This is a genomic window from Amycolatopsis japonica (assembly GCF_000732925.1).
In the GTDB taxonomy this organism is placed as follows: Bacteria; Actinomycetota; Actinomycetes; order Mycobacteriales; family Pseudonocardiaceae; genus Amycolatopsis; species Amycolatopsis japonica.
Genome location: NZ_CP008953.1, coordinates 6,668,487 through 6,686,719, shown reverse-complemented (window position 1 = coordinate 6,686,719; position 18,233 = coordinate 6,668,487). Strand labels below are relative to the sequence as shown.

Annotated in this window: 12 protein-coding genes; 7 read left to right on the top strand and 5 right to left on the bottom strand. The window is 69.2% G+C overall.

Annotation, left to right across the window (positions count from 1 at the left end):
* Positions 1-187: 187 nt before the first annotated feature.
* Positions 188-1,708 carry a sensor histidine kinase gene (locus AJAP_RS30890; protein WP_148311731.1) on the bottom strand — a complete coding sequence of 507 codons (1,521 nt, stop codon included), beginning with the start codon at positions 1,706-1,708 and terminating at the stop codon, positions 188-190.
* A gap of 217 nt (positions 1,709-1,925) precedes the next feature.
* Here AJAP_RS30890 and AJAP_RS30885 point away from each other — a divergent pair, with 217 nt between their 5' ends.
* From AJAP_RS30885 to AJAP_RS30870, 4 genes are all read left to right on the top strand, one after another.
* On the top strand, positions 1,926-2,987 hold the full coding sequence (locus AJAP_RS30885; RefSeq protein WP_038517939.1) for an ABC transporter substrate-binding protein: 1,062 nt from the start codon (positions 1,926-1,928) through the stop codon (positions 2,985-2,987).
* 16 nt (positions 2,988-3,003) lie between these two features.
* The gene (locus tag AJAP_RS30880) at positions 3,004-3,786 is read left to right on the top strand and encodes an ABC transporter ATP-binding protein (RefSeq protein WP_038517935.1); all 783 of its coding nucleotides are present in this window, start codon (positions 3,004-3,006) and stop codon (positions 3,784-3,786) included.
* A complete protein-coding gene (locus AJAP_RS30875; RefSeq protein WP_038517932.1) occupies positions 3,773-4,666 on the top strand; it encodes an ABC transporter permease in 894 nt (297 codons plus the stop codon). Before AJAP_RS30880 ends, AJAP_RS30875 begins: the two co-directional genes overlap by 14 nt.
* Positions 4,667-4,756: 90 nt before the next feature.
* A complete protein-coding gene (locus AJAP_RS30870) occupies positions 4,757-5,689 on the top strand; it encodes an acyl-ACP desaturase (RefSeq protein WP_038517929.1) in 933 nt (310 codons plus the stop codon).
* Between the two features lie 135 nt (positions 5,690-5,824).
* Here the strand turns inward: AJAP_RS30870 and AJAP_RS30865 are convergent, their stop codons facing one another.
* A complete protein-coding gene (locus tag AJAP_RS30865; RefSeq protein WP_038517926.1) occupies positions 5,825-7,483 on the bottom strand; it encodes a DEAD/DEAH box helicase in 1,659 nt (552 codons plus the stop codon).
* 273 nt (positions 7,484-7,756) lie between these two features.
* On the opposite strand from AJAP_RS30865, the gene AJAP_RS30860 reads away from it, so the two are divergent.
* The gene (locus AJAP_RS30860; protein WP_051972645.1) at positions 7,757-9,094 is read left to right on the top strand and encodes a serine hydrolase domain-containing protein; all 1,338 of its coding nucleotides are present in this window, start codon (positions 7,757-7,759) and stop codon (positions 9,092-9,094) included.
* 25 nt (positions 9,095-9,119) lie between these two features.
* Positions 9,120-10,850, top strand: a complete 1,731-nt coding sequence (locus AJAP_RS30855) for an acyl-CoA dehydrogenase (RefSeq protein WP_038517920.1) — start codon at positions 9,120-9,122, stop codon at positions 10,848-10,850.
* 69 nt (positions 10,851-10,919) lie between these two features.
* On the opposite strand, the gene AJAP_RS30850 is transcribed toward AJAP_RS30855, so the two are convergent.
* A complete protein-coding gene (locus AJAP_RS30850; protein ID WP_038517917.1) occupies positions 10,920-13,292 on the bottom strand; it encodes a Tex family protein in 2,373 nt (790 codons plus the stop codon).
* Positions 13,293-13,454: 162 nt separating this feature from the next.
* Here AJAP_RS30850 and AJAP_RS30845 point away from each other — a divergent pair, with 162 nt between their 5' ends.
* Entirely contained in the window at positions 13,455-14,945 is a 1,491-nt protein-coding gene (locus AJAP_RS30845) for a chitinase (protein WP_038517914.1), read from the top strand.
* Positions 14,946-15,081: 136 nt separating this feature from the next.
* Here AJAP_RS30845 and AJAP_RS30840 read toward each other — a convergent pair whose 3' ends face one another.
* Positions 15,082-16,749 (bottom strand): GMC oxidoreductase, encoded by a 1,668-nt coding sequence (locus AJAP_RS30840; RefSeq protein ID WP_038517911.1) that lies wholly within the window; start codon positions 16,747-16,749, stop codon positions 15,082-15,084.
* A complete protein-coding gene (locus tag AJAP_RS30835) occupies positions 16,746-18,203 on the bottom strand; it encodes a flavin-containing monooxygenase (RefSeq protein WP_038517909.1) in 1,458 nt (485 codons plus the stop codon). Before AJAP_RS30835 ends, AJAP_RS30840 begins: the two co-directional genes overlap by 4 nt.
* Positions 18,204-18,233: the final 30 nt, after the last annotated feature.

Below are 18,233 nucleotides of genomic sequence, written 5' to 3'. Positions count from 1 at the left end.
CCGCGATCGGACATTTCGCGTGACTGCGAGGACGACACTGGTGATCAGATGGACGACACGCGTGACTGGATGGACGACACGCGCACGTGGCCGGGTCCGCCGCGAGTCGTCCACCTGGACACGCGTGTCGTCCATCTGATCACGCGTGTCGTCCCCGCGGTCACGCGCACCGGACCGCAGAAGGGGCCTAGCCGTCAGTCGGGATGACGGCCGAAACCGTGGTGCCCGAGCCGGGTTCGCTCGCGACGGTCAGTTCGCCGCCGAGCGCCCGGACCCGGTCACGCAGGCCGTGCAGCCCGGAACCGCCGCCGATGTCGGCCGTGCCGACGCCGTCGTCGTGGACGTCCACCCGCAGGCCGTCCTCCCCGACGCGGATGCACACCCGGACCTGCTCGGCTTGCGCGTGCTTCAACGCGTTGGTGACCGCTTCCGAAACGACGAAGTACGCCGTCGCCTCGACGGCGCCGCTGAGCCGGGGCACGTCCTCCCCGGCGAGGTCGACGGCGATCGGGACGCGGGCCAGCAGCGACCGGACCGCGGGGATCAGCCCGGCCTCGGTGAGGATCGGGGGACGCAGCCCGCGCGCGAGTTCACGCAGTTCGGTGACGGTGGCCTGCAGTTCGTCGATCGTGCCGGTCAGCAGGGTCGCGACGGCGGGCGTGAGGTCGTCCCCGAGCCGTCGTTCCGCCATCCGCAGCAGCAGTACGACACTGACCAGGCGTTGCTGTGCCCCGTCGTGCAGGTCGCGTTCGACCCGCCGCCGCTCGTCGTCGGCGGCGGCGACGATACGGGCGCGGGAGGCCTGGACCTCGACGAGACGTTCCTCAAGTTCCGCGGCCAGCCGCTGGTTGTCCAGGACGAGCCCGGCGGCGGCGTTGAGCGCGTCGATCGACCGGCTGTCCTTCCACACCTCGTCGTCCTGCACGAGCGCGGCCAGCCCGGAGCCGTCGCGTTCCAGCAGGAGCCGGATCATCTCCGCGTTGCCGACCCGCGCCCGCAGCACCCCGATCAGGAACGTCAGCGGCCACAGGCAGAACGAGATCCGGTAGACGTCGAGCAGCGGTTCGGAGAACGGATGCCCGGAGCCGAGCGCGCTGCCGACCGTGGTGCTCACCGCGCCGACCACGGCGATCGCGAGGACGGGGGAGAGCAGCCGCCGCTGCGGGAGCCGCCCGGCGAGCCAGCGGTAGAGCAGCACCACCACGACCCCGCCGCCGATCAGCGCGCCGACCAGCTCCAGCAGCCGTTTGACCAGCTGTTCGGCCTCCGGGGACGCGGCGACCGCGGCGAGGTTCCGTGGATCGTCGTTGACCAGCAGGCCGAGGACGGCCGACCCGAAGACCACGGCGTACGCGGAGAACGCGAGCACCCGCTCCCCGCGGGACCGGAGTTTCCCGTGCGGGAAGGCGAGCACGAGATGCGCGATCACCGGACTGGACGCGGCCGAAAGCGCCAAGCCGAGGGTGTGCGTGAGCGGCTCGTCGGAGAACTGGAGGTCCTCGGTGAACAACGCGAGCCCGGCCAGCGCGATGAGCAGGCCGATGGGGTTCGAGGCGCGGCGCACGTGCGCGACGGCGCCGGCGAGGAGGAAGAGGAACCCCGTCGTGGACGACAGGGTGGTGTCGAGCACGGTGTGCGTGCCGTCGGCGATCTTGAGCGTCGTCGCGACGACGCCCATGCCGATCCCGGCGGTCAGCACGCCCGCCATCGCGACGGTCCGAGGGTGCGTCACCACTAAGCGTGATTCGTCCGTTCGGCCCGGACCGTTACACCGGTCCTGATATGTGGAACACCTGTTCCGCCAGGTGTCAAGGATTCTCAGCATCTTTCCCGTCATTCGGATGGCGATGCAGGCACGTGGGTGAACATGCGACTCTCGCGCCATCACCCGAGCCGAAGTCGTACCCTCCGAAAGGCGACCTTCCGTGAGCACCCACCACAGAACCCGTTTGCTGGCCGCGGCCTTCGCCGCCCTGACACTGGCCGGCGGGATCGCGGGGTGTTCACGCGCGGACAGCGGCGCCGCTCCGGCGGAGCAGAAGAGCCAGGGTGCCGCGGCCGAGGTGCGTGTCGGGTACTTCCCCAACGTGACGCACGCGCCCGCGCTGATCGGCGTCAAGAACGGCTTCTTCGCCAAGGAAATCGGCTCGACGAAGCTCACCACGCAGACGTTCAACGCCGGCCCCGAAGAGGTCAACGCGCTGCTCGGCAACTCGCTCGACATCGCCTTCATCGGCTCCGGGCCCGCGATCAACGCCTTCACCAAGTCCAAGGGCGCCATCCAGCTGGTCTCCGGCGCGGTCACCGGCGGAGCGCAGCTGGTGGTGAAGCCCGAGATCACCACTCCCGAGCAGCTCACCGGCAAGAACATCGCGACACCGTCGCTGGCGAACACCCAGGACGTCGCGCTCAAGAAGTTCATCGCCGAAAAGAAGCTGCCCGACGTCAAGATCACCAACCTCGAGAACCCGAAGACGTTCGACGCCTTCAAGAAGGGCGAGCTCGACGGCGGTTGGCTGCCCGAACCGTGGTCCTCGCGGCTCGTGCTGGACGCGGGCGCGAAGGTCCTGCTGGACGAGAAGAACCTGTGGCCGGAAGGCAAGTTCCCGACCACGGTCGTGATCGTCCGCAGCGAATTCCTGCAGCAGCACCCGGAGACCGTCACCGCCATCCTCAAGGGTGAACTCGCCGCCATCGAGTGGGCGAAGACCAATCCCGCCGAGGCGAAGAAGGTCGTCAACGGGGAGCTCAAGGCGCTCGCGGGCAGCACACTGAGCGAGGCCGTCCTCGATCGCGCCTTCTCCGGCATCGAACTCGGCATCGACCCGGTGGCGTCGACCTTCACCCAGCTCGCGCAGGACTCGGTGACCGCGGGCGTGGTGAAGTCCGCGGTGGACCTCAAGGGGTTCGCCGATTTCGGCCCGCTCAACGCCGTGCTCGCCGAGCAGGGCAAGCCCGGCGTGAACGCGCCCGGGCTGACGAAGTGACCGGAGGGGATCAGCGATGACGACCACCTTGGAGCCCGGCCTGTCCACCGATGTCGCCGTGCGGCTCGACGGGGTGCGGAAGGCGTTCGGGCCGACCGGCCGCGCCGTCGTGGCCCTCGACGGGATGGACCTGACGGTGGCGCCCGGCGAGTTCGTCTGTCTCCTCGGCGCCTCCGGTTGTGGCAAGAGCACCCTGCTGAACCTGGTCGCCGGCCTCGACCAGCCGACGTCGGGCTCGATCACCCTCGAAACCTCCCGGCCCGCGGTCATGTTCCAGGAAGCCGCGCTGATGCCGTGGCTGACCGCGGCCCGCAACGTGGAACTGCCGCTGCGGCTCGCCGGTTTCGGCCGGGCCGAGCGCCGCGAGAAGGCGGCCGAACTGCTCGAACTCGTCCGCCTCGGCGGCGCGGGTGACAAGCGGCCGCACGAGCTGTCCGGCGGGATGCGGCAGCGTGTCGCGCTCGCCAGGGCGCTGGCCGCGACCCTGCGCGTCGGCGGTGACACGGAGCAGTCGCTGCTGCTGATGGACGAGCCGTTCGCCGCGCTCGACGCCATCACCCGCGACGTCCTGCAGGGTGAACTCCTGCGCGTCTACCGCAGCACCGGCACCTCCGTGTTGTTCGTGACCCACGACGTCCGCGAGGCCGTCCGGCTGGGCCAGCGGGTCGTGCTGCTCTCGTCGCGGCCGGGCCGGGTCGTGCGGGAATGGCGCGACGTCCAGGCCTCCGACGCCGAGGAGCTGACGCTGGAGATCACCGGTCACCTCCGGGAGGTGATCAGTACCCATGCCGCGGCTTGACCGCCCTGAAACCGCGGTGGAAGACGCCGACGAGGCCGTCGGCGCGGGACTCGATTCGCTCGACACCCCGACCGGGGAACGCCGGGAAAGCCGGGGCAAGCGGTTCCTGCGCGGCTTCGTGCCGCCGGTGGTCTTCCTGGCGCTGCTGATCGCGCTGTGGCAGGCACTCTGGGCCGCCGCGTTCTGGCCGGAGGCCATGCTGCCCGCGCCGCTCGCGGTGTGGGACGAACTCGTCGGCATCACCGTCGACGGCGAGATCTTCGAATTCGTCTGGACGTCGGTGCACCGGGCCGCGCTGGGCTTCCTGATCGGCGTGGTCATCGGGACCCCGCTCGGCCTGCTGGTGGCGAAGGTCCGCATCGTGCGCGCCGCGGTCGGGCCGTTCCTGACCGGGCTGCAAAGCCTTCCGTCGGTGGCGTGGGTGCCGGCGGCGATCCTGTGGTTCGGGCTGAACGACGCCTCGATCTACTTCGTGGTGTTGCTGGGTTCGGTGCCTTCGATCGCGAACGGTCTCGTCTCGGGCATCGACCAGATCCCGCCGATCCTGCCGCGCGTCGGACAGGTGATGGGGGCGAACAGGCTCTCGTCGGCCCGGCACATCCTGCTGCCCGCCGCGTTGCCGGGGTTCCTGGCCGGGCTCAAGCAGGGCTGGGCGTTCTCGTGGCGTTCGCTGATGGCCGCCGAGCTGATCGCGCTGTCCCCGGCGCTGGGCAAGGGGCTCGGCGCGTACCTCAACGAGGGCTCGTCGTTCAACAGCATGGAAGGCGTGATCTCGGCGATCTTCCTGATCCTGCTGGTCGGCGTCGGTATCGAGCTGCTGGTGTTCCGTCCGCTGGAGCGTTCGGTGCTGCGGGCGAGGGGGCTGACGGCCTCGCTGTAAGTCGTTCATCTTCCGGAGGTGGCAAACCTACGACACCGTAAGTTACGGTGTCGTAGGTAGCGTTTTCCGTACCCTGGAAGGACGAAACGCATGACGGTCCCCGAAACCACCCGGCTGATGCTCGAGCTCGAGGGGACGGTCGAGGAGAACCTCAACCGGCATCTCTCGGTCGCCAAGGAATGGATGCCGCACGAGTACGTGCCGTGGGACGAGGGCCGGAACTTCGCCGATCTCGGCGGGGAGGCGTGGGATCCCGAGCAGTCGCGGGTGTCGCCGATCGCGCGGACGTCCCTGGAGGTCAACCTCCTCACCGAGGACAACCTGCCGAGCTACCACCGCGAGATCGAGCGCGCCTTCGGCCGCGACGGGGCGTGGGGCACGTGGGTGCACCGCTGGACCGCCGAAGAGGGCCGCCACGGCATCTGCATCCGCGACTATCTGCTGGTGACGCGCGCGGTCGATCCGGTCGAGCTGGAGCGCATGCGGATGCAGACCATGGAGGCCGGCTACGACAGCGGCGACAAGGCGCTGCTGAACGTCTTCGCGTACGTGTCCTTCCAGGAGCTGGCGACGCGGATCTCGCACCGCAACACCGGGAAGTACACGCAGGATCCGTTGTGCGAGAAGCTGCTCGCGCGGGTCGCGATGGACGAGAACCTGCACATGCTCTTCTACCGGAACCTGGTGCAGGCGTCGCTGGAGCTTTCACCCGACGCGATGATGCGCGCCATCACCGACGAGGTCGTCCAGTTCCAGATGCCGGGCGCGGTGATCCCGAGCTTCGTGCGGAAGGCCGCGCTGATCGCGAAGGCGGGCATCTACGACCTGCGGATCCACCACGACGAGGTGATCTGGCCGCTGCTGCGGCAGTGGAAGATCTTCGAGCTCGAAGGGCTCGGCGAGGTGGGGGAGAAGGCGCGGGACGAACTCGACCAGTTCCTGAAGGCCCTCGACACCCAGGCGTCACGTTTCGAAGAGCGTCGCGCGGCCGCCGAGGCCCGCTCCGCCGCCCGTCGCGCGTGATCGGAGCCGTAACTCGCGTGATCAGAGGCGTAACTCGCGTGATTGGAGCCGGATCATGGAGTTACGCCTTCAATCACGCGAGTTACGCCTCCGGACACGCGTGATCCGCCTTCAATCACGCGTGTCCGGGGTGGGTCAGCGCGAGCGGCGCGAGCCGGCCCGGGTTCCCGAAGAGAACGCGGCGGCACCGCCACGACGGGCGGGAGCGCCGCCGGACTGGTTCCGCGAGGATTGCGACTTCGACGCGCCGGAGCCGCGGCGCGGCTGCGCCTCGGCGGAGGCGCGACGACCTTGGCCGCCCTTGGGCGCGCCTTCGCGACGTCCGGTGGACTCGGCCCCGCGGCGGCCCTGGCCCGCGGAAGCGCCGCGACGGTCGCCCTCGGAGCGGGGCTGACGCGAACGGCCGTCCGAGGAGCCATCGCGACGCCCGCCGCCCGAAGTACCCCGTCCGCCGCCGGAAGCGCCACGGCCACCGGCCGAGGGACCGCGGCCACGACCACCGCGGGCACCGCGCCCGCCGCGAGCCGGACGCTCTTCGTCGTCACCCTTGGCCGGGATGGCTTCACCGGAGGCGGTGACCTTCTTCGGCCGCGTGTCCACGATCGGCCGCCGCGGCGACGCGGTGAACGAACGCTCACCGGGCGCCAGCTCCGACAGCAGCGGATGGCCGGGGCCGAGCTGCGTGGTGGTCGGCTTGATACCCGCCTTGCGGGTGAGGTCGCGGACGTCGCCGACCTGCGCGTCGGTCATCAGCGTGACGACGGTGCCGGACGCCCCGGCCCGCGCCGTCCGGCCGGAGCGGTGCAGGTACGCCTTGTGCTCGACCGGCGGGTCGGCGTGGATGACGAGCGTGACGTCGTCGACGTGGATACCGCGCGCGGCGATGTCGGTCGCGACCAGCGTCTTCGCCGCGCCGGACGCGAACGCCTCCAGGTTGCGGGTCCGCGCCGTCTGGCCGAGGTTGCCGTGCAGTTCGACCGCCGGCACGCCGGAGGCCATGAGCTTGCGTGTCAGCTGCTTGGCGCGGTGCTTCGTGCGGGTGAACACGAGCGTGCGGCCCGGGGCGGCGGTGAGGTCGATCAGCACCGGCAGCCGGTGGGTCTCCTCCAGGTGCAGCACGTGGTGCTTCATGGTCGCGACCGGCGACTGCGCCGAGTCGACGCTGTGCGTGACCGGGTCGTGCATGAAGCGCTTGACCAGCACGTCGACACCCGCGTCGAGGGTCGCGGAGAACAGCAGCCGCTGCCCGCGCTCCGGGGTCTCGGCCATGATGCGCCGCACGTCGGGCAGGAAGCCGAGGTCGGCCATGTGGTCGGCCTCGTCCAGCACGGTGATCTCGACGTGGTCGAGCTTCGCCTCGCCGGAACGCATGTGGTCGGCGAGCCTGCCGGGGCAGGCGACGACGATGTCGACGCCGTCACGCAGGCGGGTGATCTGCGGGTTCGGGCTGACCCCGCCGAAGATCGTGGTGACCTTGAGGCCGAGCGGTTTGGCCAGCGGCAGGAACGACGCCTCGATCTGGGTCGCCAGCTCGCGGGTCGGCGCCAGGACCAGCGCGCGCGGGCGGCCGGGGCGGCGCCGCGTCGGGCCATCGGCGAGCCGGGCGAGGACGGGCAGCACGAAACCGTACGTCTTGCCGGAGCCGGTGCGGCCGCGGCCGAGGACGTCCCGGCCGGCCAGCGAATGCGGCAGCGTGGCGGCCTGGATCGGGAACGGGCTGGTGACGCCCTGTTCGGCGAGCGCGTCGACGATCGTCTTGGGCAGGCCGAGTTCGGTGAAGGTAGGTGTGCTCATAAGCGTGTGGGCACAGGTGCGCCCTGGTATCTCCGTAAGGATAGAAAGGGTTGTCCTGCCCGGCGCAGACCTCGGGGGCCGCGGCGCGTGGTCTTCGACAACGAAACGCGGCCCGAGGCAGAACTGAGCGGACCGCAAGAGCAGTGTACTGGGTCGTGATCTCCCGGGCTACGTGATATCGCCCGCACCGGTCCGTCGATGTTCGTCGGTTCGTACGAGCCGGACCCGCCCTCGCGGTGAAACGCTGACCTGACCGGACGAAAGGGGACACGGGTGTCGAACGTTCAGGAACTGCAAGGGGTGCTCGACGAGGAAGCGCGTCGCGCGAGTGTCCCCGGGGCCGTGGTGGGGGTGACGCACCGGGGCGAGGAGTCGGTGTTCGCCACCGGGGTGTCCAGTGTGGACACCGGGCTCCCGGTCGATCCCGGCACGTTGTTCATGATCGGCTCCACCAGCAAGACGTTCGCCGCGGCCGCCGTCATGGCACTGGTCGAAGACGGGGTGCTGGACCTGGACCGGCCGGTCGTCGACCACCTTCCCGATCTCCCGCTGGTGGATCCGGTGGCGCGGAAGACAGTTACCCTGCGCCATCTGCTCACGCATTCGGCCGGGTTCCTCGGCGACGTGGACTTCACCACCGGATGGGGTGACGACGCACTGGCCCTCGCGATCGCGAAGTTCGGCGAACTCCCGCAGAATTTCGCGCCCGGTGAGGTGTTCTCCTACTGCAACGCCGGGTTCCAGCTGGCCGGACGGGTCGTCGAGGTGGCGGCGGGCGAGCCTTTCGAAGACGTCGTCCGCGCCCGCCTGCTCGAACCGCTCGGCATGACCGAGTCGTATTACCTGCCGTGGGAGGTGCTCACCCGGCGTCACGCCGTCGGTCACGTCCTGCGAGACGGCGGACCGGCGGTCGAGCACACCGTGGGCCTGACCCGCGCGGACAGCGCGAGCGGCGGCCTCTGGTCGACGGCGGGTGACCAGCTGAAGTGGGCCCGGTTCTTCCTGGCCGGCGAGGCCGAGGGGAAGCCGCCGCTCAGCGAGGCCACCCGTGACCTCATGCGCGCGCCGCAGCGCAAGGCCGCGCTGCGCTTCGAAGAGGTCGGCCTGAGCTGGCTGCACACGACCCACGGCGCGGCACGGCTGGTCCGGCACGGCGGCAACGTGAGCAATCTGCAGCTGTCGGATTTCGTGACGCTGCCCGAGCACGATTTCGCCGTCACGGTGCTGACCAACAGCGCGGGCGGATCGGCACTGGGCGCCAAGATCGTCGACTGGTGCCTGGAGAACGTGGTCGGGCTGCCACCGCTCGTGAGCCCGCCACCTGTGCCCCAGCCGGATATCGCCGAGTACCTGGGCCGCTACCAGACCGGTGACCTGGCGTTCGTGATCAGCGACCGGGACGGCGCCCTCTGGGCTCAGATGGTCGCCGATATCGAGGACTTCCCGTCGCCTCCGCCGTTCGAGGCCGTGTTCGTCGGCGAAGACGCGATCGCCCCGGCCGCGGACACCCGCAAGCCCACCGCCCGGTTCCTGCGGGACGAGCGTGGACGGGTGACTTCGGTCGAGTTCGGTGGCCGGACGGCGAAGCGAGGCGCTACGGTTACCGGGTAGTAACTTCGGCTGACCAGGAGTGACCATGAGCGAAAAGGCGACCGCGTTGTTGCTGAACCCGGGTGGGTACGACCCCCAGCAGTTCGACCCGGAGACGCGTCGCCTGTTGCGTGCCACCATCGAGTGGTTCGAACAGCGTGGCAAGCGCAAGCTCGTCGAGGACTACCACGACCGGACCTTCTACGCGGACTTCATCGAGTTCGCGGGCAAGGAAGGCCTGTTCTCGACCTTCCTCACTCCCGGCGCCAACGCCGAGGGGAACCCCGACAAGCGCTGGGACACCGCGCGGGTCGCGGCCCTGTCGGAAATCCTCGGCTTCTACGGCCTGAACTACTGGTACCCGTGGCAGGTCACCATCCTCGGCCTGGGCCCGGTGTGGCAGAGCGCGAACGAGGCCGCCCGCAAACGCGCGGCGGACTCGCTCGCGGCCGGCGGCGTCGCCGCGTTCGGACTGTCCGAAAAGGAGCACGGGGCCGACATCTACTCGTCGGACCTCGTGCTCACCCCGGACGGCGCGGGCGGCTACCGCGCGAACGGCTCGAAGTACTACATCGGCAACGGGAACTGCGCGCGGACGGTGTCGGTCTTCGGCCGCATCGAAGGCGTCGAGGGGCCGGACCAGTACGTGTTCTTCTACGCGGACTCGGAGCACCCGAACTACCGCGTGGTGAAGAACGTCGTGCCGTCGCAGATGTACGTCGCCGAGTTCGAGCTCAACGACTACCCGGTGTCCGAAGAGGACATCCTGCACGTCGGCGCCGAAGCGTTCTCCGCAGCGCTGAACACGGTCAACATCGGCAAGTTCAACCTGTGCTTCGGCGGCATCGGGATGTCGACGCACTCGCTGTACGAGGCGATCACGCACGCGCACAACCGGGTGCTCTACGGCAAGAAGGTCACCGATTTCCCGCACGTGCGCCGGGAATTCGTCGAGGCGTACGCGCGGCTCGTCGCGATGAAGCTGTTCTCCGACCGCGCCGTGGACTACTTCCGCAGCGCGAACGCGGACGACCGCCGGTACCTGCTGTTCAACCCGATCACCAAGATGAAGGTGACCACCGAGGCGCAGAAGGTCATCGGCCTGGTCGCGGATGTGGTGGCGGCCAAGGGTTTCGAGGCCGACACCTATCTCGCGATGTCCAAGAACGACATCGACGGCCTGCCGAAACTCGAAGGCACGGTGGCGGTGAACCTCGCGCTCATCGCGAAGTTCGTGCCCGCGTACCTGTTCGCGCCGCAGGCCTACGAGCCCGTGCCGACCCGTTCCGACGCGGCGGACGACGAGTTCCTGTTCCGCCAAGGCCCCGCGCGCGGGCTGTCGAAGGTGCGGTTCCACGACTGGCGTGAGGCCTACGCCAAGGCGTCCGCGATCCCGAACGTCGCGCGGTTCACCGAACAGGCCGAGGCGCTGGTGAAGCTGTTCACCGACGCGGCCCCGGACGAGGCGCAGCAGCAGGACCTCGACTTCGGCCTCGCGCTGACCGAGCTGTTCACGCTGGTCGTCTACGGGCAACTGGTGCTGGAGCAGGCGGAGATCACCGGCATCGAGACCGAGGTCGTCGACCAGATCTTCGCCGTGCTGGTGCAGGACTTCAGCGTCGCGGCGATCGACCTGCACGGGAAGTCGTCCTCGACCGAGGCGCAGCAGGCGCTGGCGCTCGCTTCGATCCGGAAGCCGGTCGTGGACGCGGACCGCTTCGACCACGTGTGGTCCCTGGTCCGCGATCTCTCCGGCGCCTACGCGATGAACCCCTGACCCAAGTACATGAAGGCCCCCATCCTTGCGCCTGGGTACAGGATGGGGGCCTTCATGTACTTCTGAGCCTTACTTGCCGAAACCGGCCTTCCGGAGCGCGTCCGCCATGGCGCCGCCGCCGCCGGAGTTCCCGCCGCGGTCCCGGCCGCCGCCACGGCCGCCCTGGCCGCCACGCTGACCGCCGCCCTGACGCTGTCCGCCCTGGCCGCGGTCACGACCGCCGCCGCCCTGCTCGCGAGCGGGCTTGCCGGGCTCGTCGTCCAGGCGCAGGGTCAGCGAGATCCGCTTGCGCGGCACGTCGACCTCCAGCACCTTCACCTTGACGATGTCGCCCGGCTTCACGACCTCACGCGGGTCCTTGACGAAGTTCTTCGACAGCGCCGAGACGTGCGCGAGCCCGTCCTGGTGCACGCCGACGTCGATGAACGCGCCGAACGCGGCCACGTTCGTCACGACGCCTTCCAGCCGCATCCCCGGCTTGAGGTCGCCGATCTTCTCGACGCCGTCGGCGAAGGTCGCGGTCTTGAACGCCGGACGCGGGTCGCGGCCCGGCTTGTCGAGTTCGGCGAGGATGTCGGTCACCGTCGGGAGACCGAAGGTGTCGTCGACGAATTCCGACGGCTTCAGCGCCTGCAGCGTCCGCGTGTTGCCGATCAGCGCGCGGATGTCGGTGCCGGTCGAGGTCAGGATCCGCCGCACCACCGGATAGGCCTCGGGGTGCACCGAGGACGAGTCGAGCGGGTCGTCGCCGTCCGGGATCCGGAGGAAGCCCGCACACTGCTCGAAGGCCTTCGGGCCCAGCCGCGCGACCTCCTTGAGCCCGCTGCGGGTCTTGAACGGCCCGTTCTCGTCGCGGTGCGCGACGATGTTCTCCGCCAGCGTCGTCGTGATACCCGAAACGCGGGTCAGCAGCGGCGCCGACGCGGTGTTGACGTCCACGCCGACGGCGTTCACACAGTCTTCGACCACCGCGTCGAGTGACCGCGACAGCGAGATCTCCGACAGGTCGTGCTGGTACTGCCCGACACCGATCGACTTCGGATCGATCTTCACCAGTTCCGCCAGCGGGTCCTGCAGCCGCCGCGCGATCGAGACCGCGCCGCGCAGCGAGACGTCCATGCCCGGCAGTTCCTGCGAAGCGAACGCCGACGCCGAATAGACCGACGCGCCGGCCTCCGAGACGACGGCCTTCGTCAGCTTCAGTTCCGGGTGCTTCTTGATCAGCTCGCCGGCGAGCTTGTCGGTCTCGCGCGACGCGGTGCCGTTGCCGATCGAGATCAGGTCCACCTTGTGCCGGGCGCACAGCGCGGCGAGTTCGGCGATGGACTGGTCCCATTTGTTCGCGGGCTGGTGCGGGTAGATCACGTGGGTGCCGACGACCTTGCCGGTCGCGTCGACGACGGCGACCTTGACGCCGGTGCGGAAGCCAGGGTCGAGGCCCATCGTGGCGCGGGTGCCCGCCGGGGCGGCGAGCAGCAGGTCGCGCAGGTTCGCGGCGAACACGCGGACGGCGTCGTCCTCGGCCGACTGACGCAGCCGCATCCGCAGGTCGATCCCCAGGTGCAGCAGGATCTTCGTCCGCCACGCCCAGCGGACGGTGTCGCCGAGCCACTTGTCGGCCGGGCGGCCCTCGTTCGAGATGCCGAACTTGTGGGCGATGCGGTTCTCGTACTCGGTCGGCCCCGTGCGCGGTTCTTCGGAGGGCTCCTCCGACTCCATCGTGAGGTCGAGGATCTCTTCCTTCTCGCCGCGGAGCATCGCGAGGATCCGGTGCGAGGGGAGCTTCGTGTAGGGCTCGGAGAACTCGAAGTAGTCGGAGAACTTCGCGCCCTCTTCGGCCTTGCCGTCGCGGACCTTCGAGGCCAGACGGCCTTCCGCCCACATCTTCTCGCGCAGCTCGCCGATCAGGTCGGCGTCTTCGGCGAAGCGCTCGACGAGGATCGCGCGGGCACCGTCCAAGGCGGCCTGCGCGTCCGCGACACCCTTGTCGGCGTCGACGAACACCGCGGCGGCGGCCTGCGGGTCGGTGTTCGGGTCGCTCAGCAGCCCGTCGGCGAGGGGCTCCAGACCGGCCTCGCGGGCGATCATCGCCTTCGTGCGCCGCTTGGGCTTGTACGGCAGGTAGATGTCCTCGAGACGAGACTTGGTGTCGGCCGCCATGATCGACGCTTCGAGCGCCTCGTCCAGCTTGCCCTGGCTGCGGATCGACTCCAGCACCGCGACCTTGCGCTCGCCGAGTTCCCGCAGGTAGCGGAGGCGCTCTTCGAGCGTGCGGAGCTGGGTGTCGTCCAGCATCCCGGTGACCTCTTTGCGGTACCGGGCGATGAACGGCACGGTCGATCCGCCGTCCAGCAGGTCGACGGCCGCCTTGACCTGCCCCTCGCGCACGCCGAGTTCTTCGGCGATCTTCTGCTCGACTGTCTGCAGGCCCTGCACGCTCACTCCCACGCTCCTGAAATCCGCCCTCGGGTGCTCTCGGACCCTGCATTCTGCCGCTCGCGCCGAGCCGACTTTCGTATGGCCTCCCCTAAGCGAACCCTTGACAGTTGTATTGGTCTGTACCATTTTGATGTGGCCGACATCACCCGTTCGTGGAGGCCAGTCGTGAAAGTGAAGCCGAAACACGCGTTCCTCGCCCTGCTGTCGTCACTGGCCGTGTGCCTGGGGGTGACTTTCGCGGTCTCGGGCAACGCCTCGGCCGCCAACATCCTGACCAACCCGGGCTTCGAACTCGGGACCACGAGCGGCTGGACCTGCTCCGGTACGTCCTCCGTGGTCACCACGCCGGTCCACTCGGGAAGCCGCGCGCTCAGCGCCACCCCGGCCGGACAGGACAACGCCCGCTGCTCGCAGAGCGTGCCGGTCAAGGCCAACACCGCGTACACGCTTTCGGCGTGGGTGCAGGGCAGCTACACCTACCTCGGTGTCACCGGCACCGGGACGGGTGACAAGAACACCTGGACGCCGGGCGGCGGCAGCTGGTCGCAGCTCTCGCTGAGCTTCACCACCGGCGCGTCCACCACCAGCGTCGAGATCTACCTGCACGGCTGGTACGGCCAGCCCGCGTACTTCGCCGACGACGTGAACCTCGACGGCCCCGGCGGCTCGCCCACCACGACGCCGACCACGCCGACGACGTCCACGAGCCCGACGACCACGACGTCGAACCCGCCGACGACCACGACGAGCACCCCGCCGACCGGGAACCTGCCGAAGCACGTGATCACCGGCTACTGGCAGAACTTCTACAACGGCGCGAAGGCACTCAAGCTCGCCGACGTGCCGACGAAGTACAACATCATCGCGGTGTCCTTCGCCGACGCGACGGCCACGCCGGGCGCGGTCACCTTCACCCTCGACTCCGGTCTGTCGAGCCAGCTCGGCGGCTACACCGACGCGCAGTTCAAGGCCGACATCAAGACGGCGCAGGCGCGCGGGCAGAAGGTCATCCTGTCCGTCGGCGGCGAGAAGGGCACGATCCGCGTCGACTCCTCGGCCGCGGCGACGAACTTCTCCAACAGCATGAAGTCGCTCATCGCGACCTACGGCTTCGACGGCGTCGACATCGACCTCGAGAACGGCGTCAACGCGACCTACATGGCGCAGGCGCTGCGCAGCATCCACGCGGCGGGCGGCACCGTCATCACCATGGCGCCGCAGACGATCGACATGCAGAGCCCGGCGGCGGAGTACTTCAAGCTGGCGCTGAACGTCAAGGACATCCTGACCATCGTCAACATGCAGTACTACAACAGCGGCACGATGCTCGGCTGTGACCAGAAGGTCTACTCGCAGGGCACGGTCGACTTCCTCACCGCGCTGGCCTGCATCCAGCTGCAGAGCGGCCTGCGGGCCGACCAGGTCGGGCTCGGCCTGCCCGCCTCCGGTTCCGCCGCGGGTGGCGGCTACCAGGCGCCCGGCAACACGGTCAGCGCGCTGAACTGCCTGGCGAAGGGCACGAACTGCGGCTCGTTCAAGCCCTCGACGACGTACCCGGCGATCCGGGGCGCCATGACCTGGTCGATCAACTGGGACGCCTCGCAGGGCTACGCGTGGTCGAACACGGTGAGCGCGGGCCTGGCCGGCCTCCCGTGATGATCCGCTAGACCGGGGCGGGGCACCGTCGTCGCGCGGGCGACGGTGCCCCGCCCTTTCCACTTCACGCGTTTCGTCCTCTGGATGCGGTAGTTGGCAGGGCGAACTACCGCATCCAGAGGACGAAACGCGGGGGTTAGAGCGGGGTGAGGGGCAGGCGCAGGGCCGCCGGGGCCTCCGGAGGGACGACGGGCTTCAGCGGGGCGACAGGGGACAGGCGCCGGTAGGCGGAGCCGAGCGGCGGCCGCGGGTCGTCCTCGCCTTTGTTGGGCCACAACGACATCGCGCGTTCCGCCTGCGCGGTGATGGTCAGCGACGGGTTCACGCCGAGGTTCGCCGAGATCGCCGAGCCGTCGGCGATGTGCAGCCCCGGATACCCGTGCACCCGCTGGTACGGATCGACGACGCCGGTCTCTGCGCTGTCGCCGATCGCGCAGCCGCCGATGAAATGGCCGGTGACCGGGATGTTCGCCAGATCCGTCCACGCTCCCTGCGCCAGCCCGCCGATCTTGTCCGCCACCCGCCGGGTGACCTCGTGCCCGGCCGGGATCCATTCGGGGTTCGGGTCGCCGATGCCCTGTTTCGTGGTCATCCGGCGACCGAAGAGCCCGCGTTTCGTATACGTGGTCACGGAATTGTTCAGCGTCTGCATCACCAGCAGCCCGACCATCCGTTCCGACCAGCGTCGCGGGTTGTGCAGCCGCACCAGGTTCCGCCGGTGCCGCCACAGCTCGCGGACGCCCAGCGCCCACCGGCGTTTGCCCGGCTCGGCGTCCACGAGCACCGTCGCGAGCAGTCCCATGGCGTTGCTGCCCTTGCCGTAACGCACCGGTTCGACATGCGTGACGGCGTCGGGGTGGATCGACGACGTGATCGCGACGCCGCGAGTGAAGTCCGTGTCGTCGCGCAGCGAGCGCGCGGCGAGCACAGCCTCGGAATTCGTCCTGGCGAGCAGACCCAACCGCGGCGACAGCTCCGGCAGGGTGCCCGAATCCTTGAGCGAGTGCAGAAGTCGTTGCGTGCCCAGGGAAGCGGCGGCGAACACGACGTGCTCGGCGGTGAAGGTCCGCTTGGCCTTGCGGACCCACCGTCCTGTTCGGACGGTGTCGACCGCGTAGCCGCCGCCGATCGGCCGGACCGACACCGCGGTGGTCAGCGGGTGGACCTCCGCGCCCGCCTTCTCCGCCAGGTACAGGTAGTTCTTGACGGTCGTGTTCTTCGCGCCGACCCGGCAGCCGGTCATGCACTCGCCGCAGTGCGTGCACGGCTTCCGCAGCGGGCCTTCGCCGCCGAAGAACGGGTCGACGTCGCGCGCGCCGAAGTGGACGCCGACCGGGGTCGGCCGGTAGGTGTCCGCGATCCCCATGTCCTCGGCGACTTCGCGCAGCACGCGGTCGGCCGGGGTGACCAGCGGGTTCTCGACCACGCCCAGCATCCGTTTCGCCTGGTCGTAATGCGGGGCGAGTTCGGCCTTCCAGTCGGTGATGTGCGCCCACTGCGGATCCCGATAGAAGGTGTCCGGGGGCTCGTAGAGCGTGTTCGCGTAGACGAGCGAGCCGCCGCCGACACCCGCTCCGCTCAGCACGAACGTGTTCTTCAGCAGCGTGAGCCGCTGGATGCCGTAGCAGCCCAGTTTCGGGGCCCACAGGTACTTCCGCAGCCGCCACGAGGTCTTCGCGAACTCGTCGTCGGCGAAGCGGCGGCCGGTCTCCAGCACGCCTACGCGATAGCCCTTCTCGGTGAGCCGCAACGCGGTCACGCTGCCGCCGAAACCGGAGCCGATCACCAGCACGTCGTAGTTCATCGCGGTCCCGCCGTCCGGTAGTCGCCGAGGTCGAGCGTCTTCGTCCGGCGGTCGTATTCGGTGACCAGACCGGGCCAGTTCGTGCTCACGCGCCCGTTCTCCTGGCGGTACCAGCTGGCGCAGGTCGTCCAGACGCTCTTGCCCAGCCGTCGCTGGATCTCCTCGTCGTACCGTTGCTCGACCTCCGGGACGACGTCCATATAGGACACTTCGGGTTTCGCGAGGTGTTCGACGGCCTGGCGGATGTAGCGGGCCTGCCGTTCGATCATGTAGATGATGGAGCCCGCGCCGAGGTTCGTGTTGGGGCCGTAGACGCAGAACAGGTTCGGGAAACCCGGCACGGTCATGCCGAGGTACGCCCGCGCGCCGCCCTTCCACGCGTCCGACAACGCTTTTCCGCCGAGGCCTTCCACCTTCAGCTCGCCGAGGAAGTCGGTCGCCGCGAAACCGGTCCCGTAGACGATGACGTCCGCCTCGTGCTCGACGCCGTCCTCGGTGAGCACGCCGGACGGGGTGATCGCGCTGATACGCCGCGTCTCCACGGCGACGTTGTGCTGCGCCAGCGCGGGCAGGTACTCGTTGGTGAACAGGATCCGTTTGCAGCCCAGCGGGTAGTCCGGGGTGAGTTTCTCGCGCAGCGCCGGATCCTTGATGTGACGGCGGCGCAGCTGGGCCGTCCGCAGCTCGAAGACCTTGGCCAGCAACGGATGCTTCGTCATCGCGTAGGTCGCGTATTCGGCGAGCAGGAAGATCCGGAGCCTGCCGATCAGCTGCGTCGCGGGCAGGTGCCGGAACAGTCGCTGCTGCCAGCGCCGGTAAGCGGTGTCCCGTTTCGCCATGATGTAGGGCGCGGTGCGCTGGAAGACGGTCAGTTCGCCCGCCTGGCGCTGGAGTTCGGGCACGAACTGGATGGCGCTCGCGCCGGTGCCGATCACCGCGACCTTCTTGCCGCGCAGATCGACGTCGTGATCCCAGTGCGCGGAGTGGAAGCTGGTGCCTTCGAAGGTCTCCTGGCCGGGGATGTCCGGCTGGACGGGTCGCGAGAGCTGGCCGACGGCGGGGACGAAGACGTTCGCTTCGTACGTCTCGCCGCCCGCGGTCTCCACCCGCCAGAGCCCGCGTTCCTCGTCGAAGGCCGCGGAGGTGACGCGGACGCCGAACCGGATGTGCGGTTCGAGTCCGTAGCGGCGCACCACGCGTTTGAGGTACTCGTGGATGTCCGGTTGCAGCGAGAACCGCTTCGGCCAGTCGGGATTGGGCTCGTAGGAGAACGAGTACAGCGGCGACGGGATGTCGCAGCCCGCGCCGGGATACGTGTTCTCCCGCCAGACGCCACCGGGTTCGTCGGCGCTCTCCAGGATGGTGAAGTTCTCGAAGCCGGCGCGTTTGAGCTCGATCGCCGTCCCGACCCCGCCGAAGCCCGTCCCTACGATCAGCACGCTCGTATCGCCCATGCCGATCGAAGTTACCCAGCGGTCACCCCT